The following is a 13,026-nucleotide window of genomic DNA, read 5'->3' on the forward strand; positions in this document are numbered from 1 at the left end:
TATCTTTGACGGGCATGGATAAAAATAAATCAATAGATCATCAATTAAGAGCTACATGGCAAGCGGTTGCAAAAATGTATAATGAGCAGGCTGCAAAACATGATAGTACAATGGCTACGGCCTTTGTCTTGTTGAATATAGATTACGAGAATGGCACCCCTTCAACGGCTTTAGGTCCTCAAATGGGAATGGAGCCAACCAGCCTTTCTCGTTTGTTAAAAAACATGGAAGACAAAGGTGTGATTTGTAGGGAGAAAAACCCAAATGATGGTAGAAGTGTTATCATAAAGCTTACAGATTATGGTAAAGAAATGAGAGAAGTTTCGAAGGGACATGTATACCAATTTAACAATAAAGTAAGAGAGCATGTTACGGAAAAAGAACTAGAAGTTTTTTTCAAAGTAACTGCTACCATCAATAAGCTTATCACTGATAAGTTAATATATGGAGACGAAGACATTAACAAACAAGCTGTATAAAACAAACCAATAGACAAATGACAAGAAGAATTAAAAAAGTAGCGATTATCGGTTCTGGTATCATGGGATCGGGTATTGCATGTCATTTTGCAAACATTGGCGTTGAGGTTTTATTATTGGATATTGTACCAAGAGAACTTAACGACAAGGAAAAAGCAAAAGGATTAACCTTAGAAGACAAAGTAGTTCGTAACCGTATGGTAAACGATGCTTTAACAGCTTCTTTAAAATCAAAACCATCACCTATCTACAACAAAAAATTTGCAGATAGAATTACTACTGGTAACCTAGAAGACGATTTACACAAAATTAAAGATGTAGATTGGATCATGGAAGTAGTTGTGGAACGCTTAGATATTAAACAAAGTGTTTTTGAAAAGGTTGAAAAATACCGTACACCGGGTACTATTATTTCTTCTAATACCTCTGGTATTCCAATTAAATTTATGAACGAAGGACGTAGTGAAGATTTCCGTAAGCATTTTGCGGTAACACACTTCTTTAACCCTCCTCGTTACTTAAAATTATTTGAGGTTGTACCAGGTCCAGATTGTAAGCAAGAAGTTACTGACTTCTTAATGGACTATGGTTCTAAGTTCTTAGGAAAAACTTCAGTATTAGCAAAAGATACTCCAGCGTTTATTGGTAACCGTATTGGTATCTTCGGAATTCAATCTTTATTCCACCAAGTAAAGGAATTAGGATTAACTATTGAAGAAGTTGATAAATTAACAGGACCAGTTATTGGACGCCCTAAATCGGCTACTTTCCGTACAGTTGATGTAGTAGGATTAGATACTTTAGTACATGTTGCTAATGGTATTTATGAAAACTGTCCTGATGACGAAGCGCATGACTTATTTAAGTTACCAGATTTCATCAATACAATGATGGAAAACAAATGGTTAGGAAGTAAAACGAAGCAAGGATTTTATAAGAAATCTGTAAACGCTGAAGGGAAAAAAGAAATTTTATCTTTAGACCTAGACACGATGGAATATCGTACTAAGAAGCGTGCTAAGTTTGCTACTTTAGAATTAACAAAAACTATTGACAAGCCAATTGATCGTTTTAAAGTATTAGTTGGTGGAAAAGATAAAGCGGGAGAATTCTACCGTAAGAACTTCGCAGCAATGTTTGCTTATGTTCAAAATAGAATTCCAGAAATTTCTGATGAATTATACAGAATAGACGATGCCATGAAAGCTGGTTTCGGATGGGAAAATGGACCTTTCGAAATTTGGGATGCTGTAGGTGTAGAAAAAGGTATCGAATTAATGAAAGCTGAAGGAAAAGAGCCTGCTGCTTGGGTTACTGAAATGGTAGCTAAAGGAGAAACTTCTTTCTATTCAGTAAAAAATGGTGCTACATACTATTATGATGTAGAAGCTAAAGAACAAGTAAAAAAACCAGGTCAAGATGCATTTATCATCTTAGATAACATCCGTAAAACTACTGAGGTATTTAAAAACTCTGGAGTTGTTATTGAAGACTTAGGAGACGGAATATTAAACTGTGAGTTCCAATCTAAAATGAACACTATTGGTGGAGATGTTTTAGCTGGATTAAACAAAGCAGTTGATTTAGCTGAAAAAGACTTCCAAGGATTGGTAATTGGTAACCAAGGAGCTAACTTCTCTGTAGGTGCTAATATTGGAATGATCTTTATGATGGCTGTTGAGCAAGAGTATGACGAGTTAAATATGGCTATCAAGTATTTCCAAGATACCATGATGCGTATGCGCTACTCTGCTATTCCAACAGTTGCAGCTCCACATGGAATGACTTTAGGAGGTGGATGTGAATTATCATTACACGCAGATAAAGTAGTTGCTGCTGCCGAAACATATATCGGTTTAGTAGAATTTGGAGTTGGAGTAATTCCTGGTGGTGGTGGATCTAAAGAAATGGCTTTAAGAGCTCAAGATTTATTCCACACTGGAGACGTTCAATTAAACGTATTACAAGAACACTTCTTAACTATTGGTATGGCTAAAGTTGCTACTTCTGCACATGAAGCATTCGACTTAAACTTACTTCAAAAAGGAAAAGATGTAGTAGTTGTAAACAAAGATCGTCAAATCGCCGAAGCTAAGAAACACGCTTTATTACTAGCAGAAGCTGGATATTCTCAGCCTGTAAAACGTAAAGATATTTTAGCATTAGGAAAACAAGCATTAGGTATGTTCTTAGTAGGAACAGACTCTATGAATGCTTCTAAATATATTTCTGAGCACGATCAGAAAATTGCAAACAAACTAGCTTATGTAATGGCTGGTGGAGATTTATCAGAACCAACAAAAGTTACTGAACAGTATTTATTAGACCTTGAGCGTGAAGCTTTCTTAAGTTTAACTACAGAAAGAAAAACCTTGGAGCGTATTCAGCACATGTTAAAAACTGGTAAACCATTACGTAACTAAACGTTACGAGTTATTAGTGATGAGTTATTAGTGATGCGTTATACTCACTAAAAAACTTAAAACTAAACACTAAAAACTTTAAAAATATGAAAACAGCATATATAGTAAAAGGATATAGAACCGCCGTAGGGAAATCTAAAAAAGGTGTGTTCAGATTTAAAAGAGCTGACGAATTAGCTGCTGAAACCATCAAATATATGATGACGAAGCTTCCTGAATTCGACGTAAAACGTATTGACGACGTTATTGTTGGTAATGCAATGCCAGAAGGATCTCAAGGATTAAACATGGCTAGAATCATTTCTTTAATTGGATTAGATTCTGTAGATGTTCCTGGAGTAACTGTAAACCGTTTCTGTTCATCAGGATTAGAAACAATTGGTATGGCAGTAGCAAAAATTCAATCAGGAATGGCTGAATGTATTATTGCAGGAGGAGCTGAAAGTATGAGTTCTGTACCAATGACTGGTTTTAAACCAGAATTAAACTACGATATCGTAAATGCTGGTCATGAAGATTATTACTGGGGAATGGGTAATACTGCTGAAGCAGTAGCACAACAGTACAATATTTCTCGTGAAGACCAAGATAAATTTGCTTACGAATCACATATGAAAGCTTTAAAAGCTTTGGATGGAGATCGTTTCCAAGATCAAATTGCTCCTATTAATGTTGAAGAAACTTACATTGGAGAAAATGGAAAACGAGCAACAAGAAATTATACAGTTACTAAAGACGAAGGTCCTCGTAGAGGAACAAGTGTAGAAGCTTTAGCAAGGTTACGTGCAGTATTTGCTGCAAACGGTTCTGTTACTGCTGGTAATTCATCACAAACAAGTGATGGTGCTGCATTCGTAATGGTAATGAGTGAAGATATGGTAAAAGAGTTAGGTATTGAGCCAGAAGCGCGCTTAGTAAGCTATGCTGCTGCTGGAGTACCACCTCGTATTATGGGTATTGGTCCTGTAGCTGCCATTCCAAAAGCTTTAAAACAAGCTGGTTTACAACAAAGTGATATTGAATTAATTGAATTGAACGAGGCATTTGCTTCACAATCATTGGCTGTTATTCGTGAGTTAGATTTAAATCCGGATATCATTAACGTAAATGGTGGAGCAATTGCTTTAGGTCACCCATTAGGATGTACTGGAGGTAAATTATCAGTTCAGTTATTTGATGAAATGCGCAAGCGTGAAATGAAAGGAAAATACGGAATGGTAACCATGTGTGTAGGTACTGGACAAGGTGCTGCTGGTATTTTCGAATTCTTAAGTTAACAACCTAAAAAATCAACAAAAACAGATGTCAGAATTAAATAAAGATATTTTACGTGGAGGGCAGTTCCTAGTAAAAGAAACAAAATGTGAAGATATATTTACTCCTGAAGATTTTTCAGAAGAGCAAACAATGATGCGTGATGCGGTTAAAGAATTTAACGATCGTGAAATCATTCCTCATAAAGAAAGATTTGAAAAGAAAGATTACGCTTTAACAGAAGAAGTAATGCGTAAAGCTGGTGCGTTAGGTTTCTTAGGTGTTGCTGTTCCTGAAGCTTATGGCGGATTAGGAATGGGATTTGTTTCTACCATGTTAACTTGTGATTATATTTCAAGTGGAACAGGATCTTTTAGTACTGCTTTTGGTGCACATACAGGTATTGGTACTATGCCTATTACTTTATATGGTACAGAAGAGCAAAAGCAAAAATTTGTTCCTGCTTTAGCAATGGGAGAGCGTTTTGGAGCTTACTGTTTAACAGAACCAGGAGCTGGATCTGATGCTAACTCTGGTAAAACTACTGCTGAATTAACAGAAGACGGAAAGCATTATAAATTAAACGGGCAAAAAATGTGGATTTCTAACGCAGGTTTTGCTGAAGTATTCATCGTATTTGCTCGTATCGAAGACGATAAAAACATTACTGGTTTTATTTTAGAATATGACAAAAACAATCCTAATGGAGTTACTTTAGGAGAAGAAGAGCATAAATTAGGTATTCGTGCATCTTCTACACGTCAGGTATTCTTTAACGATACGTTAGTACCAGTTGAAAATATGTTATCTGTTCGTGGTGGTGGATTTAAAATCGCTATGAACGCATTAAACGTAGGACGTATCAAATTAGCAGCGGCTTGTTTAGATTCTCAAAGAAGAATTATTAGTCATGCTGTAAACTATGCAAATGAGCGTAAGCAATTTAAAACTCCAATTTCTGAATTTGGAGCTATCAAAATGAAGTTAGCTGAAATGGCTGCTAGCGCATATGTTGGTGAGTCTGCTTCTTATAGAGCTGCTAAAAACATTGAAGATAGAATTGCTATTCGTGAAGCTGAAGGAAATACACATCAAGAAGCAGAATTAAAAGGTGTTGAAGAATACGCTATTGAGTGTTCTATCTTAAAAGTAGCTGTTTCTGAAGATGTACAAAACTGTTCAGACGAAGGAATTCAAATTTACGGAGGTATGGGATTCTCTGAAGAAACTCCAATGGAGTCTGCTTGGAGAGATGCTCGTATTGCTCGTATTTATGAAGGTACCAACGAAATTAACCGTTTACTTTCTGTAGGAATGTTAGTAAAGAAAGCCATGAAAGGCCATGTAGATTTATTAAATCCTGCTATGAAAGTTGCTGATGAGTTAATGGGAATTCCTTCTTTCGATACTCCAGATTATTCTGAGTTATTCTCTGAAGAAAAGGAAATCATTGGAAAATTAAAGAAAGTATTCTTAATGGTAGCTGGAGCTGCTTTACAAAAGTTTGGTCCAGACTTAGAAAAGCACCAACAGTTATTAACTGCTGCATCTAATATTTTAATTGAAATATACATGGCAGAATCTGGAATTTTAAGAACTGAAAAGAACGCAAAGCGTTTTGGAGAAGATGCTCAAAAAGAACAGATTGCTATGGCTAAGTTATACTTATACAACGCAGTAGAAACTATTACTACAAATGCAAGAGAAGGAATTATCTCTTTTGCTGAAGGTGATGAGCAACGTATGATGTTAATGGGACTTAAGCGTTTTACAAAATACGCTAACTACCCTAACGTAGTTGAGTTACGTAATACAATTGCAGATAAATTAAAAGCAGAAAATAAATACTGCTTCTAAACATATTAAAACCGCCTAGCGTTGCTAACAAGCGTGGGTGGTTTTTAAAAATTTCTTCAACTTTTATAGGTTTTAGAATTTAGTTGTTTGTTTAAAAGATCGTCGAATTAGGTTTTGACGGTCTTTTTTTATACTCAAAATAGCCAACAACTATTTTATGTATATTAGTCTGTCTTTCAGAAAGAATAGCATTATGCGTAAACTAATATATATAATTTTTGCAATCTTTATTTTTTTAACCGCTTGTGATTCAAAAATGAATCAACTTATCAATGACAGAGAGGCTTCTGAAAAAATAATTACTCAACTTATTACAACTCATCATTTACTAAACTCTAATGCATTTTTAGAAAATTCATCATGGTCCCCAATTATTGATGACGATTTTAAAACCATGATTCAAGACGAATTAAAAATAGAAGACATTAACCATCTAAATTTTCAATTAAAACTATTTAAAGACTTTAAAATAAATCCAGAATTGATTAATTCTAAAACCATTATAACAAATGATGAATTTAACAACTTTGTAAAATTAACTCACTTAGTTAAAAATGAAGACTATTCCTATATTGATTGGTTAGAAAAAAAGAATTGCAAGTATGGATTTTCTTCCATATCCAAACCAATTTTTAATGAGTCCTATACAGTCGCTTTGATTGATTTTGTTAAATTTTGTGGTCCTTTATGTGGAGGAAGAATGATGGGAATATATGAGCTAGAGGATAATAAGTGGAAACTCAAAAAAACTCTAGTTAACTGGATAGCATAAAGAATCATTCTTTCTCTATGACTCCATTTACCTCATTCAAAATATGGGAAAGCTAAATCTGTCAAGTTTTTTTAACTAAATTTACAATAGAAAATTGCACCGAATCAACAAAAAACACTTCAATTCAGTATGAAAAAGATTCTTTTAGTTACAATTCTTAGCCTATCTTTTTTTTCATGTAAAAAAGAAATCAAGACGAAATCCAATTCTTATCTAATAGCTCAAAAAGAAGAAATCAAAAAAGAGAACAACCATTTACCAAACATTGAATACACATCCTCCACCAAAGTCATTCATATTATGGTGGCACTTTGTGATAATAAATATCAAGGAATAGTATCTGTCCCTAAAAAGATTGGGAATGGACAAGACCCAAGAAATAATCTTTATTGGGGAACCGCCTATGGTATTAAAACTTTTTTTAAAAGAAGTTCTGAATGGACATTCTTGAAACAAGAAAAAATTGATTCACTTATTTTAGAAAGAGTTATTTTCAAACATCGTAATAAAGATTATTACTTAGTTGCAGATGCTTATAACGGAAAGTACATAAAACAAGCAACAGAAACATTTTTACGCAGTAGTGCAGGAGTTACAAAAGATACTATTCAAATAAAAGATCAAGTACTCGGCATTAAAGGTAACGCACAACTAATAGCGTATATAGGTCATGATGGATTAATGGATTTCAATTTAAATGAAGAATTTATAAACACCGATCAAAAGAAAAGAGATGTTATTATTCTAGCTTGCTACAGCAAACACTATTTTAAACCTCATCTTCAAAAGGCAAATGTAAACCCTCTAGTTTGGACAACTGGTTTAATGGCTCCAGAAGCATATACGATTCACGATGCCATATCTGGATACATAAAAGATGAATCAAACGATGCTATAAGACTTAGAGCAGCAAAAGCATATCACAAATATCAAAAATGCGGATTAAAGGCCTCTAAGAATTTATTGATCACTAATTAAAAAACTAAACTTGGTATTTATATAAGCAAGTATTGATTTAAAAGTTGCTCATTTCATTTGATCTGAAACAAGCAACTTTATCAGTTTAATACTGTTTATTTTAGTCAATCAAAAAGTTGTTAGGCTACTTTGCTTACTTTTTAGCTTCTAAAACATTTTGAACAGATGTGGCGGTATCTAAAACCATTTTATCAAATGCTACAGGCTTCCAATTAAAGGTACTTTTTGTTTTAGCTATATCACCTTCGTATTTTTTTCCTACATATGGCATCATTCCCTTCATTTCACTATTAAAATTGGCCAATAACTTCACCATAAAATTAGGAACGACTCCTGTTTTCACCTTGTCATAACCAGTTTCTTTTAAAAGTTTTGTAATCTCTGTAAATGTATAAGCCCTCTCCGAAGCAACAATAAATCTGTGATTGGCTGCTTCTTTATTTTCTAATGCTGCTACATGAATTTTGGCAACATCTCTTACGTCAGACATATTGATACTTGCCTTGATCATTTGTTTTAACTCTCCCGTAATGATTCTCTTAAATAACGACATTGACTCTCCAGATAAATTACTCGAAGTAGTAGGACCATAAACAGGACCCGGATGTATCGTTACCAATTCCATATTTTTATCCTTAACAAAGTCCCATGCACTTTTCTCCGCCAATGTTTTACTTTTTAAATATGCAGTTGCATTCTTAGCATGTACATTGGTCCAACTAGTTTCATTAATGTTTCCATCTCCCATTACATCCCCTAGCATTGCCACCATAGAAGAGGTTAAAACTACTCGTTTTATACCTGCGTTATCTGCTGCTTTTAATGCTCTTAAGGTTCCTTCTACTGCCGGTTTTATAAGTTCATTTTCATCTTTCGGAATTTTAGAAATAAACGGAGAAGCTACATGCATTACAAAATCACAATCGGCTACTGCCTCATTCCAACCTTCGTCTTCTAGCAAGTTAAGTTCACAAAACTCCAAATGTTCTGTTGCATCAGTATACTTTTTGAGTATATCTATTATATAATCTGCTTTCTTAAGACTTCTTAAAGAACCTTTTACCTTGTATCCTTTGTTTAATAATTCAATAGCACAATGTTGTCCTATAAAACCTGAAATACCTGTTAACAATACTTTTTTCATTTGACTTTATTTTTTACTTTTGTTTTGCAAGCAAAAATATAACATTACTTTTATTTTGCAAGTAATATTTTAAAATTATTATATGGGAAATACATTTCGATCTAACTGCCCTATCACTTCAGCTCTTGATATTGTGGGAGATAAGTGGTCTTTAGTTATTATAAAACAAATGCTTTTTGAAGGAAAAAGTACCTTTAAAGATTTTACAGAAAGTACAGAAGCTATTGCTACCAATATTCTATCTTCGAGGTTAAAAATGCTTGAAGAATATGGAATTCTTTCTAAAACTAAGTTACCAGCAAATAAAAAAACTAATATTTATTTTTTAACAGACAAAGGACTGGGTCTTACCCCTACTCTAATGGAGTTAACCTTTTGGAGCAAAGATTATATGCAAGAATTTCATCCAAGTTTAAATTTAGACAAACAATTAGATACGGCTCAAAAAAACAAAGATGAATCTTATAAGCGAATTGTTGAAAATTATAAAAATTGGTTAGAAGACTATAAATAAACACTTCTAAAACTCAACATACAAGTGTACTTATGAAAAATCGTAAACATGAAAAACCTAAACTATTATGTAGCTAAATACAAAGAGCAACTTGATAAAGGCGATATTCTCATTGCTTATAATGCATTGGTGAAATTTGTGATGAAACTAAGGGTAGACTTTATAAAAAATCTTTCCGATCAATATTCATTTACTGGTATTCTTCATGGCTATATGGATTATACTTATTTTTATTATACCAATGATTTTTTAAAAAGTAAAAAACTTAAGCTTGGTCTGGTCTTAAACCATGTAGAAATGCGCTTTGAAATTTGGTTACTTGGTAATACTATAAAAGTTCAAAAAGAATACTGGGAATTACTCAAAGACTCTGAATGGAATAAAAATAAAAGTGAAATGCCCAAATATTCGATTTTAGAAGCAATTATTGAAGAGACTCCCGATTTTGACAATTTACCTTTACTTACTCAAAAACTTGAGAGTACATTAATTGAAGAATCTCGTAACATAATTACAACGATAAAAACATTAACATGACTATCAAAACCCTAGAAGGAATAAGCTCACAAGAAATCTTAGAAGTTTTTAACCATTCCTTTTCTGATTATTTTATTCCTTTCAAACTGACACATGAACAGTTAGTAGATAAGATGAAGGCAGACAGAAGTGACTTATCTTTATCTGTAGGTGCTTTTGAAAACGAAAAACTAGTAGCTTTTATCTTACATGGTTTTGATACAATTGATAATAAAAAGGTAGTGTATAATGGTGGTACAGGAGTTATTCCTGAAAATAGAGGTGCAGGACTCACCAAACAGATGTACTCCTTTATTTTACCTCTTTTAAAAGAGAAAGGAATTGATAAACTCATATTGGAAGTCATCTCTAATAATGTTCAAGCAATTAAATCCTATGAAAAATCAGGTTTTAAAGTAAAAAGAACCTTAGCTTGTTATAAAGGAATAGTTAATATAACCATGACCAACCCTGCCATTGAAATCAAACCTATTGATACTTATGATTGGCAATTGATGCAATCCTTTTGGAACGTCTCTCCTACTTGGCAAAATTCAAACAATACACTAAACACTTTAAAATCGAGCAATATCTCTTTGGGAGCATATGTTCAAAATAAACTCGTTGGATATATTATCTACAATCCTACAAGCCAAAGAATACAACAAATAGCGGTTTACTCAGAGTTCCGAAAACAAAAAATCGGGACCTCACTAATGAGTGCTTTGCTAAACGGTAATGAAAGTGTAGTATCTGTAATTAATGTCGATAAAAACTCTAAAAAGTTAAATGGCTTCTTTGAACACTTAGGTCTTAAAAACACCCTAGATCAATTGGAAATGGAACTAAAATTAAACACTAAAATCTAAGTAAAACAAGCTTACATTTTTATCTTTGTGTAGCAAAAACATCTAAAAACTGCTACTCTTGAAAGAGCTTTTCACTTTTCTTTTATACTCAGGTTCTAGTCTTTGTATATTATTAATAATACTACTAATAAAACGAACCCAGCAGCATTTTTCTAACAAAATTCTAATTGGAATTATTGGGTGTTTACTGGCATTATTTCTAACCTACGCTGCGTACTACATCAACAATTCAAGCTTTTTGTTTGTCATTTTACCAATAGGAACTATTATCCCCATGGCTTTGGGCCCATTGTTACTTAATTATATAAAGTCTATCTACAACCCAAAAATCAATTCACAAAAAATAGTAAAAGAGTTAATCCCATTTTTTATCTCCATCTTACTATTCACTGTCCCTAAATATCTATTAACTAATTCCAATAACTCATTAGAAAACAAACTGGTTTTAATGAGTTTTATCATTCCATTTATTGGTTTTGTATATTTTATTTACCACTTAGTTTTAAGTTTTAAACTTTTAAAAAAATACAGAAAACAAGTAAAAGAAAACTACTCTTATAGTAGAGGAATTGATTTAAAATGGCTTTCTATTTGGATTTATGGCTTGATTTCTTTTGTTGTTATAGATTTTATTTCGGGAGGAATACTTCTTGTGTATCCTTCTCTAGAGGTAATATTATTTCTTAACCTTACTTTTTTAGCCTGTTTAATATGGTATATTGGGTATTATAGTTTACATCAAACACATGTATTTCTTCTACAAAGAGAACCATCTGTAAGTGATAACAATTTAGAAATAGAGGAAATTAAAACGGAGCAACCACCTTCAGCAGTAAATACCTCTCCTGAATTACAAAAGAAACTCGAAGAACTTTTCAAAATCCAACAGATTTATAAAAATCAAAATCTTACATTAAGAGAAACTGCGATTCAATTAGCAACTACGGATAAAAAACTTTCAAACTATCTGAACACTTCTCTTGACACTACTTTTTACGAATATGTAAACTCTTATCGAATTGAACATTTTAAAGAAAACATTCGTAATAAACAATTTGAAAACCTAACACTATTGGCTATCGCATTTGATGCAGGATTTAATTCAAAAGCAACTTTTAATAGAGTTTTCAAACAACAGGAAGGAATAACACCGCTACAATTCAAAAAAAGCATAGAAAAAAGTCTCATTGCTTCCAGTGAGTCGATTTAACGATTGTTTATCAGTTGTTTTGCTCAAAATTTAAATGAGTAACAACAATTATGAATACAACAATCAACAGCAACACAGATCAAAAAACAAACCTAAAAAAAGCCAAAAAATATACACTCTGGATATTAGGTGTTTCTTGGGGACTTGGTTTCTTGTTTTTAAACATCTTTAATTTTTCAGACCTTATTTTTAGAACCGTTTTTTCTTTAGTCTATGGATTCTTACCGGCTATAATTGCCATCATAATTAATAAAAAAGAAGGTGGAAACTGGAAATCTTTACGCTTTTTTAAGCCTTCATTAAAAGGTACTCTTTTGGCCATTGTCATTCCTTTAATCTATGTAATCATTGGTTTCTATTGTCAAGTAGAACTAGGATATCGTTCTGCACCCAATTGGGCTATCTTAGGAAGTACTACTGAAATTGTATTAGTAATAGCCTTAGGGTATTTAGCTACAAGTTTTTTGGTTATGGGAGAAGAAATTGGCTGGAGAGGTTATCTACAGGAAAAATTAATGAATGCCTTTGGAGAAATAAAAGGAGTGGTTATTCTTGGTTTTATATGGGCATTTTGGCACTTACCTGTGGCATTAAAAGGATACAATTTCCCGAACCACCCCTATATGGAAGCTTTCATTACCTACCCATTAGTATGTGTAGCTTTCTCTTTAATTATTGCTTATGTAGGTTTTAATAGACACTCAATAATCATTGCTGCTTTAGCACATGGTGCAAACAATCATTTTAATGCAATAGCATTATCAATTACTGAATTGAAAGATGAATTTGCATTTGCTATGTTAAGTAATTTTGTGTGCGTAGATTTAATCTTAATATTTGGTTTCTTATACTGGAGAAAAATAAAAAAAGTAAAACTACAAAGTATCCAAAAAGTGTAGTGGGAAAATTGTTATTGAAAAAAGAAAGTCGCTCTTTACTCAGGGTGACTTTTTCTTATTTAGCTTTAAAGAAATAGTAATTTCTTTTTTTATTCAATTTAAAATGTAATT

The 13,026-nt window shown here is 32.7% G+C and carries 12 protein-coding genes; 11 read left to right on the forward strand and 1 reads right to left on the reverse strand.

Going from position 1 to position 13,026, the window contains the following annotated elements:
* Positions 1–14 precede the first annotated feature (14 nt).
* The 6 genes from Q0873_RS11300 (at position 15) to Q0873_RS11325 (ending at position 7,763) form a co-directional block, all read left to right on the forward strand.
* Positions 15–479 (forward strand): MarR family transcriptional regulator, encoded by a 465-nt coding sequence (locus Q0873_RS11300; protein ID WP_299107226.1) that lies wholly within the window; start codon positions 15–17, stop codon positions 477–479.
* A gap of 17 nt (positions 480–496) precedes the next feature.
* Positions 497–2,902, forward strand: a complete 2,406-nt coding sequence (locus Q0873_RS11305) for a 3-hydroxyacyl-CoA dehydrogenase/enoyl-CoA hydratase family protein (RefSeq protein WP_299107229.1) — start codon at positions 497–499, stop codon at positions 2,900–2,902.
* Between the two features lie 86 nt (positions 2,903–2,988).
* Entirely contained in the window at positions 2,989–4,179 is a 1,191-nt protein-coding gene (locus Q0873_RS11310) for an acetyl-CoA C-acyltransferase (protein WP_299107231.1), read from the forward strand.
* A 25-nt stretch (positions 4,180–4,204) separates the two neighbouring features.
* Positions 4,205–6,013, forward strand: coding sequence for an acyl-CoA dehydrogenase family protein (locus tag Q0873_RS11315; protein WP_299107233.1), 1,809 nt, complete (start codon positions 4,205–4,207; stop codon positions 6,011–6,013).
* 256 nt (positions 6,014–6,269) lie between these two features.
* Positions 6,270–6,785: a hypothetical protein gene (locus tag Q0873_RS11320; RefSeq protein ID WP_299107235.1), complete on the forward strand. Its 516-nt coding sequence runs from the start codon at positions 6,270–6,272 to the stop codon at positions 6,783–6,785.
* Between the two features lie 129 nt (positions 6,786–6,914).
* Positions 6,915–7,763, forward strand: a complete 849-nt coding sequence (locus tag Q0873_RS11325; RefSeq protein WP_299107237.1) for a hypothetical protein — start codon at positions 6,915–6,917, stop codon at positions 7,761–7,763.
* Positions 7,764–7,896: 133 nt separating this feature from the next.
* Here the strand turns inward: Q0873_RS11325 and Q0873_RS11330 are convergent, their stop codons facing one another.
* Positions 7,897–8,907, reverse strand: coding sequence for an NAD-dependent epimerase/dehydratase family protein (locus tag Q0873_RS11330; protein ID WP_299107239.1), 1,011 nt, complete (start codon positions 8,905–8,907; stop codon positions 7,897–7,899).
* Positions 8,908–8,989: 82 nt separating this feature from the next.
* On the opposite strand from Q0873_RS11330, the gene Q0873_RS11335 reads away from it, so the two are divergent.
* The 5 genes from Q0873_RS11335 to Q0873_RS11355 all read left to right on the forward strand — a co-directional run bounded on the left by Q0873_RS11335 (position 8,990) and on the right by Q0873_RS11355 (position 12,915).
* Positions 8,990–9,421 (forward strand): helix-turn-helix domain-containing protein, encoded by a 432-nt coding sequence (locus tag Q0873_RS11335; RefSeq protein WP_299107241.1) that lies wholly within the window; start codon positions 8,990–8,992, stop codon positions 9,419–9,421.
* A 48-nt stretch (positions 9,422–9,469) separates the two neighbouring features.
* Positions 9,470–9,958: a hypothetical protein gene (locus tag Q0873_RS11340; protein ID WP_299107243.1), complete on the forward strand. Its 489-nt coding sequence runs from the start codon at positions 9,470–9,472 to the stop codon at positions 9,956–9,958.
* The gene (locus tag Q0873_RS11345; RefSeq protein WP_299107245.1) at positions 9,955–10,806 is read left to right on the forward strand and encodes a GNAT family N-acetyltransferase; all 852 of its coding nucleotides are present in this window, start codon (positions 9,955–9,957) and stop codon (positions 10,804–10,806) included. Before Q0873_RS11340 ends, Q0873_RS11345 begins: the two co-directional genes overlap by 4 nt.
* 448 nt (positions 10,807–11,254) lie before the next feature.
* Entirely contained in the window at positions 11,255–12,016 is a 762-nt protein-coding gene (locus Q0873_RS11350; protein WP_299107247.1) for a helix-turn-helix domain-containing protein, read from the forward strand.
* Between the two features lie 50 nt (positions 12,017–12,066).
* Positions 12,067–12,915, forward strand: a complete 849-nt coding sequence (locus tag Q0873_RS11355) for a CPBP family intramembrane glutamic endopeptidase (RefSeq protein WP_299107250.1) — start codon at positions 12,067–12,069, stop codon at positions 12,913–12,915.
* Positions 12,916–13,026: the final 111 nt, after the last annotated feature.

Origin of the sequence: uncultured Tenacibaculum sp. (assembly GCF_947498805.1) — a bacterium.
Taxonomy (GTDB): Bacteria; Bacteroidota; Bacteroidia; order Flavobacteriales; family Flavobacteriaceae; genus Polaribacter.